Genomic DNA, 15737 nt, shown 5'->3' with positions numbered 1-15737 from the left:
TGTGACTCCCGCCCTCGACCTCGCCGGAATCTTCGTCTTCGCCCTTTCCGGCGCGCTGCAGGGCGTACGCAAACGGCTCGACGTGGTCGGCATGGCGGTGCTGGCGTTCTTCACCGCCGTCGGCGGCGGGATCACGCGCGACCTGTTCATCGGCGTGCAGCCCGCCGCCTTCCGGGACACCGGATATCTCCTCGTGCCGATCGCGGCCACCGCCATCGCCTTCTTCTGGCATCCGCAGGTCGAGCGGGCGATGCCCGGCGTGCTGGTCTTCGACGCGGCGGGCCTCGGCCTGTTCTGCGCGGTCGGCACCGCCAAGGCGCTGGCGTACGGCCTCTCGCCGCTGCACGCCGTGCTGCTCGGCGTCTGCACCGCGGTCGGCGGCGGTGTCATCCGCGACGTCCTGTCCGGCGAGATGCCGACCCTGCTCTACGACCGCCAGCTCTACGCCGTGCCGGCGATGCTCGGCTCGACGGCGATGGCCGTCCTGTACGCGCTGGACATCCGCGGTTTCGCCGCCACCCTCTCCTCGGCCGTACTCGCCTTCGCGCTCCGCATCCTCGCCATGCGGTACGGCTGGCGCGCTCCCCTCGCCCGGGGCGTCGGCGGACCGGTCTGAGCCGCCCTGACGCCGGCCTCACGCGCCCGGCCGCTTAAATCCAGATTTATCACTATTAAGTGATTTCGCATGCCCGGGCACCCCGGGAAAAAGTCGCGGAAGGCGGCCGACGGGTGCTTTGATGAGTCGCGGGAAAAAGAACACCGAAGGAATTCCGAAGAAATGCCGACCTGAGGGCATGGACATGCTCAGGACTCTTCTCCTGCCGACGGTCGCCCTGCTCGGCGCCGGCGACCCGCGTCCGGGCGACGACTCGCACGCGCTCGGCCTGGACGACGAATTCTGACATTTCTCCCGCGACTTGCCAGACAACCAGAAAGCCCCCCGAAATGACGTTCACATTCCAAGACGTACGCTCGCAGACGTACAAGGCGCGGGACGCCTGGTGGACCGTGTTCCTGGTGGATCCCCTGGCCGGCCGGCTGGTCGTCGGAACCGCCAACCGCACGTCCGTCACCCCCAACCAGATCACCTGGGGCGCGTTCGCCCTCGGCCTCGGGTCGGCCTGGTGCTTCCTGCGGGCGGAGTGGGCGTGGCTGGTCGCGGGGGCCGTGCTCTACCACCTGAGCTTCGTCCTCGACTGCATGGACGGGAAGATCGCCCGGCTCAAGGGGACGGGCACCGTCCTCGGCGGCTGGCTCGACTACGTCTTCGACCGCATCAGGGTGCTGACCTGCACCGTCGCGCTGGTGTGGGGGCAGTACCGCGTGACCGGCGAGGACGTCTACCCGCTGCTGGGCATCACGGTGGTGTTCCTCGACATGCTCCGCTACGTCGACGCCCTGCAGATCGCGAAGGTCCGCCGGGAGATGCGGCGCAGGGTGCGGCGGGCCTACTGCGAGTCGTCCGGCGGCCCCGCGCCCCTTCCGCGGGCGCTGCTGCGCGAGGACCCCGAGGACGACCCGGACGAGATCAGGGTCCGCCTGGCCGCGGCCGTGGACCTGCAGGAGGAGTTCCGCACCCGTTTCTCCTGGTATCCGCGGCTACGCGAGTGGCTGCGCGCGCACCGGGTCCGTACCCATCTGATGAGCGGCATCGAGTTCCAGATGGCGGTGTTCATCGTCGGGCCCATGACGGGCGCGATCGTACCGGTGACCATCGGCGCGGCGGCCCTGCTGCTGCTGTTCGAGGCCGCGATCATGTACAAGCTCCTGCTGTCGTCACGCGACCTGTCCCGCGTGCTCGCCGTGATCCGCGCCTCCGGATGACGCCGCGTCGTGACCGGCAGAGACGCCGGTAGAGACGCCGGTAGAGAGGCGGGTGCGGCGGGTAGCGGTGGGGACATGACCGAACGCGACGAATCCCGTGAGGACCTCCCTGCCCGGCCCGATCCGGGCCACCGCCGGCCACCCGGTCTCGACGACGTCACCGTCGACGCGCTGGGCAGGCTCAGCAAGGCGCTGGAGACGATCCACCGCGCCAGGGGCCACCTGTACGCCTTCCACCAGCTCACCGGCACGGCGGACTTCGAGCTGGACGACGCCGTACGGCTGCTGCGCCAGGCCGGGCACGACAAGTGGGCCGACCGGATCGAACGCGAGCTCGTCGGCCGCAACGTCCTCCCGGGGCGCTGGACCTTCCAGATCGTGGAGGAGTACGACGACGGCTACTACACGCTCTTCCAGGAGCTGGAGCGACAGGCGCGTGACGAGCTGGCCGGCGGCCGCCGCCATCTCTTCGAGGCGGAGCTCAAACAGCAGCGCCGCACCCCCGGGCAGCCCGGCCACGAGACGATGCCGTGAGGCGAACGGCGGCGCGGGCGGCCGGCCGAGCGCCGGTTATCCTGCGGGGAGGATGCCGACCGTACCGTGCGAGACCGTACGAGACCGTGCGAGGTGAGGCCGTGACGGACCGCAGACCCCTCGGGACGAGCTTCGAGTCGTGGATCGACCGGCAGATCCGCGAGGCCGCCGAGCGCGGGGAGTTCGACAACCTGCCGGGCGCCGGCAAGCCCATCCCCGGCGCGGGCGAGCCGTACGACGAGATGTGGTGGATCAAGCAGAAGATGCGGGCGGAGAACCTGTCGTTCCCGCTGCCGGAGACGCTGGCGCTGCGCAAGGAGGCCGAGGAGGCCAGGGCGGCGGCGCTGGGCGCGCGGACCGAGACCGACGCGCGCCGGATCGCCGAGGAGATGAACGACAGGATCCGCGAGAGCTACCGCAGGCCCCTGTCGGGCCCACCGGTCGTGCAGCCGCTCATCGACGTGGACGAGGTCGCCGCCGGATGGCGGGCCGCCCGCCCGGTCGCCGACCGGGCCGCCGAGACGGAACCCGCTCCTCCGCCCGCCCCGGCCAGGCGCTCCTTCCTCCGCCGCCTGTGGCGCCGTTGAACACCTGACGAAAGTCGGGTGAGAGACCTTCCGATCGTCCGCTGTGCCGCCCCCCTGAGGGCTCATACCGTACGTGACCTGCGTACACGTGAGAGATCGGGGAGAAGACGGTGCGGACACGGAGAATCGCCGCGGTCGCCGGCCTGCTGGCGACACTGACGGCGGGGACGGCGCTGGGGACAGCGGCGGCGGCGAGCACCTCGGCGGGAGCCGTCGCCGAGCGGCCGGGCGAGGTGACACCGGCGGCGATCGACCACTACGTGCGGTCGTACATGCGGCGGACCGGCCTGCCCGGCGCGATGGTGACGGTCGTCCGCGGCGATCGGGTGGTGTACGCCGCCGGGCACGGGCACACGGCGGGCGGCGAGGCGATCACCGCGGACACGCCGATGCCGCTCGCCTCGATTTCCAAGTCGTTCACCGCCCTGGCGGTGCTCCGCCTCGCCGACGAGGGCAGGATCGACCTGGACGCCCCGGTGCGGCGGTACCTGCCGGACTTCACGATGGCCGATCCCCGGGCCGGTGCGATCACCGTGCGGCAACTGCTCCAGCAGACCTCGGGCATGAGCGACCGGACCTTTCCCGAACTGACGCTCCCCGCGCCGGACGACCTTGAAAGCGCCGTCGCGATGCTCGGGAACGCCCCGCTCGCCGCGACGCCGGGCACCCGGATGATCTATCACAACCCCAATTACGCGGTCGCCGCGCGGCTGGCCGAGGTGGTGTCCGGGAAGCCGTTCGCCGACTGCCTGGCCGCCACGGTGCTCACCCCGCTCGGCATGACGTCCACCCGGACGGTGAACACGACGGAGGAGTTCCCCGGCGCGGGCGCCGGGTACGTCCGGGCGTACGGCCGGCTGATCGAGCGTGCGCATCCGAAGTGGTTCGTCAACGGCTCCTACGGAGTCGTCAGCACCGCCAACGACATGGCCAGATGGCTCATCACGCAGGACGGCGCGGGTCACGTCCTCCCGCCGGGCACCGTCAGGACGGCTCAGGCCCCCTCGGGCGTGGGCGGCAGCACGTACGGCATGGGCTGGTCGGCCGGCCGGACCGGCGGGGGAGCCCCCATGCTGCGGCACACCGGCTGGCTGCTGACGCACAACTCGGCGCAGACGATCCTGCCCGCGAGCGGGTACGGCATCGCCGTCGTCACGAACACCGGCATGGTCTCCGGGGACGACGCGTTGATCATCAGCGACGGCGTCACCGGGATGATCGAGGGCAGGCCGGACACGGACGCGGCGCCCTTCACGATGTCGGCGGACTACTGGCTGGCCGGCCTGTCGCTGCTCAACCTCGCGCTCGGCGTGGCGGGGGTGCTGCGCTCCGGCGGCTGGGCGCGCCGCCGTACGGGCAGGCCCGCATGGCGGCTGGCCGCGCGGCTGGTCCCGTACGCGCTGCCTCTCGCGCTCTATCTCGGGCTCGCGGACCTGGCCGGGCTGTTGCTGAACCGGGTGGGCACGCTGGACCAGCTGACGTATGTCTGGCCCGCGCTGTACGTCTGGGCCGCCACCGGGGCGCTGGCCGCCGTCGCCGTCGTGGTCGCCCGCCTCACCCGCACCGTGCTCACCCGCACCGTGCTCGCCCGCCGCGCGCTTCGGTAGCGTCCCCGTCATGAGGTCAGACATGATCCGGGTCCTGCTGGCGGACGACGAGGCGCTGATCCGGGCCGGCATCAGGAGCATCCTCGGCACGGCCGGCGACATCGACGTGACCGCCGAGGCGGCCGACGGGCGCGAGGCCGTGGACCTCGCCCTGCGGCACCGCCCGGACATCTGCCTGCTCGACGTGCGGATGCCGCGGCTCGACGGGCTCGGAGCGGCCGCCGAGCTGCGGCGCGTCCTCCCCGAGATCGCGGTCGTGATGCTCACGACGTTCAACGAGGACGAGTACGTGACGAGCGCGCTCGGCTCCGGGGCCTCCGGGTTCCTGCTCAAGTCGGGCGATCCCCGGGAACTCATCGCGGGGGTCCGTGCCGTGGCCGCCGGCGGCGCGTACCTCTCCCCTGCCGTCACCCGCCAGGTGATCGCCCGCCTCCGTACGCGCCCGCACGGCGTGCCGGGGACCGCCCGCGACCGCCTGGACGAGCTGACCGAGCGGGAGCGCGAGGTGCTCGCGCTGGTCGGGGCCGCGCTGTCCAACGCCGAGATCGCCCGGCGGCTGCACCTCGTGGAGGGGACGGTCAAGGGATACGTCAGCCAGATCCTCACCCGCCTCGGCCTGAGGAACCGGGTCCAGGCCGCGATCCTGGCGTACGAGGCCGGTCTCGTGCCCGCCGCACCCGGCGCGCCGGCCGATCGGAGGCCCTGAGCCGTGCGGACGCCCCGGCTCCAGGACCTCGCGCTGTGGGCGGCGGTGTGCGTGCCACCGGCCGCGGCGGCGCTGGACCCCGACGGGCGGACCCTGACACCGCTGATCGCGGGTGTCCCGTCGTTCGCCGTCGCGACCGCGCTGGGACGCGCCCGGCCGCTGACCGCGCTCGCCGTGCCGGTGACGCTGACGCTGGCGCTGGACGCGCGGATGCTGACTCCTCTGTACTGGACGTGGGCGGCGCTGGCGCTGTTCGGTTACCTGGCCGGGCGCCGGGCCGAGAGCGGGCGCGCGGCCCTGTGGTTCTTCGCCGCCGTCGCCCTCTCCGGGCTGCCGCTGTCCGCCCTCGTCCTGCGTGACCTGTGGGGCTGGCCCACCCAGCTCCTCACGTTGCTGCTCGCGGTGGTGCTGCCGTGGCTGGCCGGCCGCTGGCATCGCCAGTACGCCGAACTGGTGGACACGGGCTGGCGCCTCGCCGACCGGATGGAGCGTGAACAGCGGGCCGTCGCGGACCGCGCCCGGACCCGGGAGAGAGCCCGCATCGCCGGAGACATGCACGACTCGCTCGGTCACGACCTGACGCTCCTCGCGGTGCGCGCCGGAGTCCTCGAACTGGATCCCGGGCTCGACGCGCGGCAGCGCGACGCCGTACGCGAGCTGCGTGAGGCCGCGGCGGAGGCCACGCACCGGCTCCGGGAGATCATCGGCGTGCTGCGGGAGGACGACTCCCTCGTGCCGCCCCGGGAGGAGAGCGTGGAGGGCCTCGTCGAGCGCGCCCGCGACTCGGGCATCCCGGTCGTCGTCGAGCAGACGAGCGACACCGACGGCCTGCCCCCGATGGCGGCGCTCGCCGTCCGCCGCGTGCTCCAGGAAGCCCTGACGAACGCCGCCAGACACGCCCCTGGCGCGACCGTGCGCGTCCGGCTCGTACGGGACGAGACCGCGTTCGGGGTGCGGGTGGTGAACGACGCCGCCCCGGCGGTGAGCGCGCCCGGACGGGTGCCGCCCGGGGCCGCGCCGGGAGGGTCCGGGCTGGTGGGGCTCGACGAGCGGATCCGGTTCGCGGGCGGGACCCTGCGCAGCGGTCCGACCCCGGCGGGCGGTTTCGAGGTCTGCGCCGAAGTTCCGATCGCCGGACGTGACGGGAACCCCCTGGTTCCGGAGTCCGAGGAGGGGCGTGCGGGCACCCACGCCGCCGCCGGGGAGCTGGCCCTCGCCCGGCGGCGGGTGCGGCGGCGGCTGGTGGAGGCGGCCGGGGTGCCCGTGGCGGTGCTCGCCGTGATCGCCCTGATCATGGTCCCTCTCGGCTTCGTCGGCTCGTCCCTCTCGGTCCTCGACCGGGAGACGTACGAAGGGCTGCACGTGGGTGATCCGCGTGACGACGTGCGGTCCGGGCTTCCCGTGTTCACCAGGGACGGGCCGCCGGACGGAGCGCCGGTCCCGCCTGAGGGACAGGACTGCCTGTACTACACGGTGAAGAACGCCGACCGGCTCGCCTACCGGCTGTGCTTCCGCGAAGACCGGCTGGTCTCGAAAGCCGTGGTGCCCTGAGCCGGAAAAGCCTGAAACGCGTCCGGGTGAGCCGGACATGTGCGGGGCCGACGACCTCCCACAGGAAGGACGGCCGCATGGGCCCCCCGGAACGCAGAAGGCTTTTCGAGGAGATCTACGAGGCGCACTACTCCGACCTCCTGACCTACGTGTGGCGGCGCACCGGCTCTCCCGACGACGCCGCGGACGCCATCGCCGAGACGTTCACCACGGCGTGGCGGCGCATCGACGAGCTTCCCGAGGGGCGGGAGGCCAGGCTCTGGCTGTACGGCGTGGCCCGGCGGGTGCTCGCCAACCAGCGGCGTGGCGCGTCCCGGCGCACGGCGCTCGCCACCCGGCTCCGGGCGGAGCTCACCGCCTGGCAGGACCCCGCCCCCACCCCCGGCCACGACCGCGACGCCGTACGCCGGGCGTTCCGGCTGCTCGGAGAGCGGGACCGCGAGCTGCTGGCCCTGGTCGGCTGGGAAGGCCTGGACACGGCCGAGATCGCCACCTTGCTGGGCTGCTCCCGAGGCGCCGTGCGCCTCCGCCTCCACCGCGCGCGCCGACGGCTGGCGCGCAACCTGAAACTCGTCGGATCCGACCTTGCCACCTACGGCGTACGCGCCACCGAGCCGGCGAAGGGAACGTCATGAGACGCGACATCGACCACCTGCTCGCGGGAACCGCCCCCGCGCCGGGCCCGGGGATGACCACGGGGGCCCGGGAACTGTTCGAGGAGATCACGTCGCACGTGGTGGTGGAGCCCGAGACCGCCGGGGCCGAGCCGGGGGCCGGGGGCCCGCGCCGGTGGAGGCGCTGGGGCCTGTCCGTCGTGGCCGCGCTCGTCGCCGCGCTCGGCCTGGCCGGGCCGGGGTTCCTCGGCCTGGGCGCGGGCCCGGCCGCCGCCGCGCTCGACATCAGGCAGGAGAACGGCTTCTACGTCGTCATGGTGAGGGACCTCTACGCCGATCCCGAGGTGTACCAGGAACAGCTTCGCGGCCTCGGGCTGAACGTCTCGCTGCGCCTGGTCCCCGCGTCGCCGAGTCTGGTCGGCCGCATCTGGGAGGGCACGGTGCGTACCGGCGGCGAGCGGACCTCGGAGGGGGGACGCCGTAAGGACGCGATCGAGACCATCGACGGCTGCCTCACAGCGGACTTTCCCTGTGCGATCGGCCTGAGGATCCCCGTCGGCTACAGGAAGAAGATCGACATCACACTCGGACGCCGGGGGCGGGAGGGCGAGCGGTACACCCTGATCGCGTCCGTCGACGCCCCCGGGGAACCGCTGCACTGCACCGGTTTCCGCGGCGAGCGCGTGGACCGGGTCATCGCGCTGCTGCGCTCCAGAGGAGTGCCCGACGCGGTCTTCGTCACCGCCGACGGTGATCGCGCCACCGTGCCCGGGTCCTGGTACGTCCACGAGGGCGTGCTCAGGTCGGCGGGCAGCGTCCGCCTGCTGGTGGGCCCCACGCACAGTCGCCCCGACGTCCCCGGTCCCCGCATGCGGGGCGACGACTGCGTGAAGGACTCCTCCTGATCGTCCGGATGCCCCGGTCGTCTGTCGCAAGGAAATGCGATGATCGCCGTATCGTTCTCGGAGGAGATTCACATGAACGACCGGTTCGACGACGTCGCCGACCTCAACGCATGACCGTCGTACTCCACGGTCCTCCGGACGAAGAGGGCTCCTCTCTGCTGCTCCGGCTCTGGACGGAAGAGGACATCCCTGAACTGATCGACGCCTACCGTGACCCCGTCATGCGCCGCTGGACCAGGTTCCACGTCGACGACGAGCAGGACGCCCGGCGGTGGATCGAGCTCCAATGGAGAGGCTGGCATGACGGTGACCGGCTGAGCTTCGCCGTCGTGGAGCCGGAGCCTGGGCGTGGCCGCTCTCGTCTCGTGGGCAACGTGGTGGTCAAAGGTCTCGTCGCCGGCGGAGACTCCGCCGAGGTCGGTTATTGGACCACCCGCGAAGCACGCGGCCGGGGCATCGCCGGCCGGGCTCTCGAGTCGCTCACCACCTGGGCTTTCGACAGGTTCGCCAGGCAGGGCCTGGACTTCCTCAAACTGCTCCACCTGGTGGACAACCACGCGTCGTGCCGCGTGGCGCAGAAGTGCGGCTACGTCCTGGAAGAGGTCGTCCCGGCTCGCCCGCCGTTCCCCAGCGGGGGACACGTGCACGTCAGGCGCGCTCCTCAGGATTCTTCTCAGTGAGATTGACGGGCGCCGTCCCGCGCGTGGTTCATCGGGTGACGTCGACCAGGACCTTGCCGACCACGCCGTGCTCCACCGCCCGGTGCGCGTCGGCGGTGCGGTCGAGCGGGAAGCGGACCAGCGGCAGGCCGTGTTCCTCGCCGACCGGCAGGGCGCCGTCGCGGACCGCGGCGGCGACGTCCTCGGCGGCCGCGGCGCGCGCCGCGGCACCGGCCGTGTAGAGCACCAGGAACTGCAGGCGTGTGTTCAGCACCATGTTCTGCGGCACGTTCAGTTCGACCGGTCTGCCGCCTTCGTTGGCGTACGTCGAGATCGTGCCGCGCGTACGCAGCACGGCGAGGTCCAGCGCGAGGTTCGCGCCGAGCGCAACCTCGGCGACGATGTCGACGCCGTCGGGGGCGATCGTACGGATCTCGGCGGCCGGGTCGCCCCCGCGGTAGTCGACCACGTGGTGGGCGCCGGCCGCGGTGGCCAGCCGGGCCTTCTCCGGACCGCTGATCGTGCTGATCACGGTGGCGCCGGCCCATCGGGCGAGCTGGATCACCGCGTGCCCGACCGCTCCGGCCCCGCCGGCGGCGAGCACCACCCTGCCGTCGAGCGCACCCGGCCGCAGGCGGCGCGGTCCGTCCTCGGCGACGGTGAGCGCGCGGTGCGCGGTGAGCGCGGGGACGCCGAGCGCGGCGCCGACGTCGAAACCGGCCTCGTCGGGCAGCGGGACGGCCTGGTCGGCGGGTACGACGGTGAACTCGGCGGCGGTGCCGGTGGGCCGCCCCGCGGCGGCCAGGAACAGCCAGACCCGCTGACCGATCCGGCTCCGGTCGACCTCCTCGCCGACGGCGTCGATCACACCGGCGCCGTCCAGGTGCGGAGTGACCTCCGGGAAGCGCTTGGGGCCGGTGACGCCGGAGCGGGCCTGCAGGTCGGCCGGGTTGACCCCGGACACGGCGACCCGGACGCGAACCTCGCCGCGGCCGGGCGCGGGCAGGTCACGCTCGACGAGCCGGAGTACGCCGGGCCCGCCGTTGTCGCGGTAGACGATCGCCTTCATGATCCGTCCCCTAGCCGAGCGAAAGTTCGCTGGAGCGGGACTCGACCGCGTCGAGGACGGCAAGGGTGGCGTCGTCGAAGGCGATCTCGCCGGCCGCCATGTTGGCCTCCAGGTGGCCGCGGTCGGCGGTGCCGGGGATGAGCAGCACGTTCGGGGCGTGGTGCAGCAGCCAGGCGAGGCCGACCTGGGCGGGCGTGACCCCCAGCGACTCGGCCACGGTGTGGACGACCGGCTCCTCGGCGACCTTGGGCAGACCCGGAAAGGCCCCGCCGAGCGGGAAGAACGGCACCCACGCGATGCCCTCGGCCGCGCACAGCCGCAGCATGTCCTCGTCGTCGCGGGAGACGAGGCTGTAGGCGTTCTGCACGCAGACGATGCCGGCCGGCAGGGCGCGGCGCAGGCCGTCGAGGGTCACGCTGCCCAGGCCGATCGCCCCGACCTTGCCCTCGTCGCGCAGGGTGATCATGGCGGCGAGCTGGTCGTCGAGGTCGACCACCTGGTCGCCCTCGGGACGCAGCCCCGGGCCGGAGTCGAGGCGGCGGAGATTGACCACGGGGAGCCGGTCGACGCCGAGGCTCCGCAGGTTGTCCTCGACGCTGGCCCGCAGTTGTTCGGGCCGCTGCGCCATCCGCAACGGCAGGCGCCCGCCCGGGTTGGGGTCGGCGCCGACCTTGGTGACGACGACAACGTCGTCTTCGGGGCGTACGGCTTCGCGGATCACCGCGTTGGCGAAGCCGAAGCCGTAGAACTCGGCGGTGTCGACGTGGTTCACGCCCAGCTCGACCGCCCGGCGCACCAGCGCGACGGCCTCGGCGCGGTGGTCTCCCAACCGGCCGAGCTGGGCCGCGCCGTAGCCCACCCGGGCCACGGTACGGCCGGCGAAGGAAGCAGTAGGAGTGCTCATGACCACACCGTACAAACAGCAAATGACAGATTTCAATAGTTGTCATCTGTCGACCATGGTTTGACGGCCGTCAGTCCGCTGACGTACGTTCCGCTGCGGGGCCCGGAGGCCTCGTACCAGCTCGACAGGGAGATCCGATGCGCGGAGAGCCACTCGACGCGGAGACGATCGTGTCGGCGACCGAGGAGCTGCTGCGCCGCCACGGTCCGGAGAAGACCACGGTGCTCGACGTCGCGCGGCTGCTGGGAGTGAGCCACGGCAGCGTCTACCGGCACTTCCCGTCCAAGGCGGCGCTGCGCGAGGCCGTGATCCGGCGCTGGCTCGACCGGGTGCGAGACGATCTCGTCGCGGCGGTTCAGGACGCCGGACTGACCCCGCCCGACCGGCTACGCGGCCTGCTCACCGCCATGTTCGCCGTCAAATGGGCGAAGGCGAGGGAGGACCCGGAACTGTTCGCCACCTTCCGGGTGCTGGCGGCGGAGCACAGCGCCGGGTCGCGGTCCCATCTCGCGTTCCTGCTCGACCAGATCCGCGCCGTCGTCGCCGACGGGGTGGCCGGCGGCGACTTCGCGCCCTGCGATCCGGAGGCGACCGCGCGAGCCGTCTTCAACGCGAGCACCCGGTTTGTCGATCCCAGGCACGCCGCGGAGTGGCAGTCCCCCGAGATCGAGGCGGAGGCCGCGAGCGTCGTCTCGCTCATCCTCGACGGCATCCGGGCACGGTGACGGCCGTCAGGTCAGGACGTCGCCGACGAGGCGATGAGGTCGTCCAGGTTGTCGGCGGCCCACTGCGCCAGTTGCGCGAGGGGGCCGTTCGCGAACGACTCGCCCAGCGGGGAGAGCTGGTAGACCGCGCCTGCCTGGCCGGCGCCACCGCTTCTCACGATGAGTCCGCGCGCCAGCAGACGTCGCAGGGCCTCGGTCAGGACCTTGTCGCTGACCCCCGCGATACGCGTGAGTAGTTCTCTGCGTCGCGTCGGGCCCAGGCGTAGGGCTGAGAGCACGACGGGATCCCAGGCGTGGCTGATGAGCTCGGCCGCGGCGCGTACCTGGCAGTCGGAGACGAATGTCTCACAGGACCCCTCGATCACGGATCCAGTCTCGCATCGGTCGCCTACCGGATGGTAGGAGCCTCGTTCGTAGCGTCTCCCACGAAGCTTTTTCGAGACAGAGGAGATCGCTGTGAATCTGGGGATCTTGGGCACCGGGAACCTCGCCGTGACGCTCGGCCGAGCCTGGGCCGCGGCCGGGCATTCGCTGCTGGTGGCAGGGCGCAACCCGGCGCACGCCCGCAGGGCGGCCGACCGGATCGGCCCTGCGGCGGAGGCCGCCGACCCCGCCGGCCTCGCGGCCCGGGTCGATGCGCTCGTGATCGCGATCGCCTGGGAAGGGCTGGAGACCGCGGTGTCCCTCGTCGGCGGCCCCCAAGGGGCGTTGACCGGCATGACCGTGATCGACTGCACCAACCCGGTCGACTACGCGACCGGTGAACTGAAGCCGGCGTCCGGCTCGGCGGCGGCACTCGTGGCTCAGGCGGCTCCCGGTGCGCTCGTGGTGAAGGCGCTCCACCTGTTCGCCGGAGCTTCATGGCCATACGTGGGTCCGCGGGAGTCGGCGCCGGTCGTGGCGATCTGCGGCGACGAGCCGGAAGCCCTCGACCGCGCCGCGACACTGATCCGGGATCTCGGCGGACGGACCGCGGTGGTCGGCGGGCTGGGCAGCGCCCGGCAGTTGGAGGAGGCCGCCGGATTCGTCATGAGGGTCGTCGCAGCGGGCCACAACCCGAGACTCGCCGTTCCCGACGTGGACCCGGCGCTCCTCCGAGCCTCGGGGTCATGATCGCGACTCCCTGAGCTTGAGCGAATACTGTGAGCGCTGTTAGCTTCACCCGGTGGACGACATGCCTGCACGGGCGAAGGCGATCGAGGACTTCGCGGCGGCACTGCGAGAACTCCGCAAATCGGTCGGCAACCCACCTTTCCGAGAAATGTCCGGCCGGTCGGGGGCGATCTCACACACGACGTTGCACGAGGCGACGAAGGGCAACCGGCTCCCCAGTTGGGAGACCACCGTCGAGTTCGTCAAGGCGTGCGGCGCGGACCCGGCCGCGTACCGCGAACGCTGGGAGAGGGCGAACCTGGCGGTCAGATCGGCGGGCGCCGGACCCGAAGCCTCCGCCGCGAACGTCGCGGAAGGCCATAGCGCGCCCAGCGCTCCCGAGTCGCGAACCTCACGGCCGGGCGGTGAGATCGCGGGCGACGTCCGGCCGGTCCCCTCCGCGCCAGAGGACCGAGGACGATTCCGGCGGATCCGCCCGGCCGCGCTCGCGGTAGCGGCCGTCGGTGCGGTGACAGCGGTCCTCATCGCGGTCGCCGTCAGTCGTGGCTCCGGGGCCGACGGGCACAGCTCGAACCCGTCCGGGAGCCCGTCGAACTCCGGGCTGTCGGCGGCCGACTGCCCGATACACGCCACCAGCCCGCCGTGGAGCCCACCCGCGCACGAGGGTGATTCGGCGAAGTTCATCGGGGACATCACGCTCACCGACTGCACGCGCGTCGGCCCCCGCCAGACCGTGACCAAGGTGTGGCGGCTCAAGAACGCCGGGACGGTGCCGTGGAAGGGATATTCGTTGCATCGCCTCGACCTCCCGCAGCGACCTGATCAATGCCAGACCGTCTCCGACATACCGATCAAGGACACACGACCCGGAGAGACGGTCGACATCCGGACCGAAATCACCACGCCGAGCAAGCCGGGCCTGTGCTACGTGCGGTTCAAGATGATGGAGGGTTCGGGACGGGTCGCGTTCCCCGGAGGCCGGCCGCTCAACTTCCAGGTCATCGTCGGCTGACGCCTGTTCCCCGCCGTACGCGGCACGGCGGGGAACAGGGGCGGACGGTCTCCGGGGGTTCAGCTGAGAACGATCCCCTTGTAGTAGTACCTGAGGATCCTGGCGTAGCTCCAGCCCGCCTCGGCCTTGTCGCGAGAGCCGTTCTGCGACATCCAGTCGCCGGTGACCCAATGGCCGCAGGCCGTCGTCGTGGAGCAGTACTGCGCTTTGAAGATCTTCCCATCACGCGTCATCCGGATGCCCCACGTGGCGTCCACCGCGGCGTTCGTCGCCGCCGTCGCGGAGCCGGGCTTGTACATCTGGCTGGACGTGTGGTCGGTGACGTCGTAGCACTGGCCGCTCGGCGTCCTGCTCGCCGACCTCAGCGCCCAGTACCAGCCGAAGTTCTTGACGGCGATCGCCCCGGCCTTGAGGGACTCCTTCGGCCAGTGCGACCGCCACTCGTTGGGCAGGACGTTCTTGATGTAGGTCTTGAACTCCACCCGGTCCACGCGGTTGAGGGATTTCCGATAGACGAGGATCGTCGTGGGCAGCCTGCTGTGCGTCCCGTCGGTCTTGCACCCGGTCGGCGGTGCGGAGCTCAGGAACCGGTGGGAGGCGTTCTGGTTCTTGAGGCCGGGCTTGAGGTTGCCCTTGGCGCCGGGCGCGAAGTCCTGGTAGATACTGCCGCCGTAGTTGCTGTTGAAGTAGACCCGGACGGTCTTGCCGCTGCGGTTCCAGACCGACGCGGCGGCGTTCTTGACGCACTTGCCCTTACCTGCGCCCGGACCCTTGAAGTCGAAGCAGGAGGGCTGCCGGGTGCCGTAGTCGGGGACGGACCCGGTGAAGTCGGACAGCGATCCCTTGGTGCCGCTGTTGAAGTAGTAACAGAACTCGCCGGTCTCGCACACCCCGTTGCGGGTGGCCGCCGAGGCGGGCGAGGCGGCGACGAGCACCGCCCCGCCGAGCGCCATCGCGGCCAGAGGCGAGATCAGCCGTGCGGTTCGTGGAGACACAGTTGCCTTCCTCCTCGTCAGAGGCCCCGGTCGCTAGCGGACGTTGTAGCCCTGGGAGATCCAGAACGAGTTCGGGTTCGGGTTGCTCAGAGTCGAGTCGCCGACGCTCTTGGCGGCCCGCGTCTGCCGTCCGGGGCGCATCTCCACGTGGGTGTGCGCTTTGTTCTCGGACGACACCCCGTGCCACGCCTCTTTCGCGATGACCTGGCCACGGGAGATCTGCTGACCCACCCGCAGCGAGGACAGCGGAGCGGAGTGCAGGTAGATGATCGTCTTGTTCAGCGAGGCGTTGTAGACGGCGATCGTGGAAAGCCCCGAGCCGCCGTTGCGCCCGTACACGACGTTGATGATCTGACCACTCGTCAGCGCGTGGACAGCCGAACCGACCCTGCGGGTGATGTCGATGCCCTCGTGCCGGCCGGAGGTGTGGACGTAACCGTCGAAGCCGCAGCTGATATAGCCGCCGCCGGCCTTGTACAGCGCGTACGACATGTTGACGCGCACCGATGACGACGGGCCGAACTGGTGGGAGGCGTTCTGGTTCTTCAGGCCGGGCTTGAGGTTGCCCTTGGCGCCGGGCGCGAAGTCCTGGTAGATACTGCCGCCGTAGTTGCTGTTGAAGTAGACGCGGACGGTCTTGCCGCTGCGGTTCCAGACCGAGGCGGCGGCGTTCTTGACGCACTTGCCCTTACCTGCGCCCGGTCCCTTGAAGTCGAAGCAGGAGGGCTGCCGGGTGCCGTAGTCGGGGACGGACCCGGTGAAGTCCGACAGCGATCCCTTGGTGCCGCTGTTGAAGTAGTAACAGAACTCGCCGGTCTCGCACACCCCGTTGCGGGTGGCCGCCGAGGCGGGCGAGGCGGTGGCCAGCACCGTCCCGCCGAGCACCGTCGCGGCGGCCGCCGTGGTGAGGATCCTGTTGAGCGTTCCCATGG

18 protein-coding genes are annotated in these 15737 nt (G+C 71.4%); 13 read left to right on the top strand and 5 right to left on the bottom strand.

Annotated elements, in window-relative coordinates:
* Position 1: 1 nt before the first annotated feature.
* From HHX37_RS37500 to HHX37_RS02590, 10 genes are all read left to right on the top strand, one after another.
* On the top strand, positions 2 to 616 hold the full coding sequence (locus tag HHX37_RS37500; protein WP_138459579.1) for a trimeric intracellular cation channel family protein: 615 nt from the start codon (positions 2 to 4) through the stop codon (positions 614 to 616).
* Positions 617 to 945: 329 nt separating this feature from the next.
* The gene (locus tag HHX37_RS02630; protein WP_182881938.1) at positions 946 to 1824 is read left to right on the top strand and encodes a CDP-alcohol phosphatidyltransferase family protein; all 879 of its coding nucleotides are present in this window, start codon (positions 946 to 948) and stop codon (positions 1822 to 1824) included.
* A gap of 75 nt (positions 1825 to 1899) precedes the next feature.
* Positions 1900 to 2358 carry a hypothetical protein gene (locus HHX37_RS02625; RefSeq protein ID WP_182884379.1) on the top strand — a complete coding sequence of 153 codons (459 nt, stop codon included), beginning with the start codon at positions 1900 to 1902 and terminating at the stop codon, positions 2356 to 2358.
* Between the two features lie 101 nt (positions 2359 to 2459).
* Positions 2460 to 2945, top strand: coding sequence for a DUF1992 domain-containing protein (locus HHX37_RS02620; protein WP_182884378.1), 486 nt, complete (start codon positions 2460 to 2462; stop codon positions 2943 to 2945).
* A gap of 110 nt (positions 2946 to 3055) precedes the next feature.
* Complete coding sequence (locus tag HHX37_RS02615) at positions 3056 to 4552, top strand: serine hydrolase domain-containing protein (RefSeq protein WP_182884377.1); 1497 nt, start codon at positions 3056 to 3058, stop codon at positions 4550 to 4552.
* A 22-nt stretch (positions 4553 to 4574) separates the two neighbouring features.
* The gene (locus HHX37_RS02610; protein ID WP_182882041.1) at positions 4575 to 5258 is read left to right on the top strand and encodes a response regulator; all 684 of its coding nucleotides are present in this window, start codon (positions 4575 to 4577) and stop codon (positions 5256 to 5258) included.
* Between the two features lie 3 nt (positions 5259 to 5261).
* Entirely contained in the window at positions 5262 to 6809 is a 1548-nt protein-coding gene (locus tag HHX37_RS02605; protein WP_182884376.1) for a sensor histidine kinase, read from the top strand.
* A gap of 77 nt (positions 6810 to 6886) precedes the next feature.
* Positions 6887 to 7444, top strand: coding sequence for an RNA polymerase sigma factor (locus HHX37_RS02600; protein WP_182884375.1), 558 nt, complete (start codon positions 6887 to 6889; stop codon positions 7442 to 7444).
* Complete coding sequence (locus HHX37_RS02595) at positions 7441 to 8328, top strand: hypothetical protein (RefSeq protein WP_182884374.1); 888 nt, start codon at positions 7441 to 7443, stop codon at positions 8326 to 8328. Before HHX37_RS02600 ends, HHX37_RS02595 begins: the two co-directional genes overlap by 4 nt.
* Positions 8329 to 8438: 110 nt before the next feature.
* Positions 8439 to 9008 (top strand): GNAT family N-acetyltransferase, encoded by a 570-nt coding sequence (locus HHX37_RS02590; protein WP_182884373.1) that lies wholly within the window; start codon positions 8439 to 8441, stop codon positions 9006 to 9008.
* A 28-nt stretch (positions 9009 to 9036) separates the two neighbouring features.
* Here HHX37_RS02590 and HHX37_RS02585 read toward each other — a convergent pair whose 3' ends face one another.
* On the bottom strand, positions 9037 to 10056 hold the full coding sequence (locus HHX37_RS02585; protein WP_182884372.1) for an NADPH:quinone reductase: 1020 nt from the start codon (positions 10054 to 10056) through the stop codon (positions 9037 to 9039).
* A gap of 10 nt (positions 10057 to 10066) precedes the next feature.
* The gene (locus HHX37_RS02580) at positions 10067 to 10960 is read right to left on the bottom strand and encodes an aldo/keto reductase (RefSeq protein WP_182884371.1); all 894 of its coding nucleotides are present in this window, start codon (positions 10958 to 10960) and stop codon (positions 10067 to 10069) included.
* Between the two features lie 137 nt (positions 10961 to 11097).
* Here HHX37_RS02580 and HHX37_RS02575 point away from each other — a divergent pair, with 137 nt between their 5' ends.
* Positions 11098 to 11685 carry a TetR family transcriptional regulator gene (locus HHX37_RS02575; protein ID WP_182884370.1) on the top strand — a complete coding sequence of 196 codons (588 nt, stop codon included), beginning with the start codon at positions 11098 to 11100 and terminating at the stop codon, positions 11683 to 11685.
* An 11-nt stretch (positions 11686 to 11696) separates the two neighbouring features.
* On the opposite strand, the gene HHX37_RS02570 is transcribed toward HHX37_RS02575, so the two are convergent.
* Entirely contained in the window at positions 11697 to 12050 is a 354-nt protein-coding gene (locus tag HHX37_RS02570; RefSeq protein ID WP_182884369.1) for a winged helix-turn-helix transcriptional regulator, read from the bottom strand.
* Positions 12051 to 12141: 91 nt separating this feature from the next.
* Here HHX37_RS02570 and HHX37_RS02565 point away from each other — a divergent pair, with 91 nt between their 5' ends.
* Together HHX37_RS02565 and HHX37_RS02560 are read left to right on the top strand one after the other, a co-directional pair.
* Positions 12142 to 12798, top strand: coding sequence for an NADPH-dependent F420 reductase (locus HHX37_RS02565; protein ID WP_182884368.1), 657 nt, complete (start codon positions 12142 to 12144; stop codon positions 12796 to 12798).
* A 61-nt stretch (positions 12799 to 12859) separates the two neighbouring features.
* A complete protein-coding gene (locus tag HHX37_RS02560; protein ID WP_259403805.1) occupies positions 12860 to 13810 on the top strand; it encodes an NBR1-Ig-like domain-containing protein in 951 nt (316 codons plus the stop codon).
* A gap of 59 nt (positions 13811 to 13869) precedes the next feature.
* Here the strand turns inward: HHX37_RS02560 and HHX37_RS02555 are convergent, their stop codons facing one another.
* Positions 13870 to 14805, bottom strand: coding sequence for a SpoIID/LytB domain-containing protein (locus tag HHX37_RS02555; protein ID WP_182884367.1), 936 nt, complete (start codon positions 14803 to 14805; stop codon positions 13870 to 13872).
* Between the two features lie 33 nt (positions 14806 to 14838).
* A complete protein-coding gene (locus HHX37_RS02550) occupies positions 14839 to 15735 on the bottom strand; it encodes a peptidase inhibitor family I36 protein (RefSeq protein WP_182881925.1) in 897 nt (298 codons plus the stop codon).
* Between the last annotated feature and the right edge of the window lie 2 nt (positions 15736 to 15737).

The organism is Microbispora sp. H10885 (assembly GCF_014161415.1).
GTDB classification, from domain to species: Bacteria; Actinomycetota; Actinomycetes; order Streptosporangiales; family Streptosporangiaceae; genus Microbispora; species Microbispora triticiradicis.
This window is presented reverse-complemented; position numbering and strand designations above follow the sequence as displayed.

Bases quoted from the DNA above. Each gene is read 5' to 3' on its own strand.
- HHX37_RS02630 (WP_182881938.1), top strand. From the start codon at position 946: ATGACGTTCACATTCCAAGACGTACGCTCGCAGACGTACAAGGCGCGG.
- HHX37_RS02625 (WP_182884379.1), top strand. From the start codon at position 1,900: ATGACCGAACGCGACGAATCCCGTGAGGACCTCCCTGCCCGGCCCGAT.
- HHX37_RS02610 (WP_182882041.1), top strand. From the start codon at position 4,575: ATGATCCGGGTCCTGCTGGCGGACGACGAGGCGCTGATCCGGGCCGGC.
- HHX37_RS02600 (WP_182884375.1), top strand. From the start codon at position 6,887: ATGGGCCCCCCGGAACGCAGAAGGCTTTTCGAGGAGATCTACGAGGCG.
- HHX37_RS02595 (WP_182884374.1), top strand. From the start codon at position 7,441: ATGAGACGCGACATCGACCACCTGCTCGCGGGAACCGCCCCCGCGCCG.
- HHX37_RS02590 (WP_182884373.1), top strand. From the start codon at position 8,439: ATGACCGTCGTACTCCACGGTCCTCCGGACGAAGAGGGCTCCTCTCTG.
- HHX37_RS02585 (WP_182884372.1), bottom strand. From the start codon at position 10,056: ATGAAGGCGATCGTCTACCGCGACAACGGCGGGCCCGGCGTACTCCGG.
- HHX37_RS02580 (WP_182884371.1), bottom strand. From the start codon at position 10,960: ATGAGCACTCCTACTGCTTCCTTCGCCGGCCGTACCGTGGCCCGGGTG.
- HHX37_RS02575 (WP_182884370.1), top strand. From the start codon at position 11,098: ATGCGCGGAGAGCCACTCGACGCGGAGACGATCGTGTCGGCGACCGAG.
- HHX37_RS02560 (WP_259403805.1), top strand. From the start codon at position 12,860: ATGCCTGCACGGGCGAAGGCGATCGAGGACTTCGCGGCGGCACTGCGA.
- HHX37_RS02550 (WP_182881925.1), bottom strand. From the start codon at position 15,735: ATGGGAACGCTCAACAGGATCCTCACCACGGCGGCCGCCGCGACGGTG.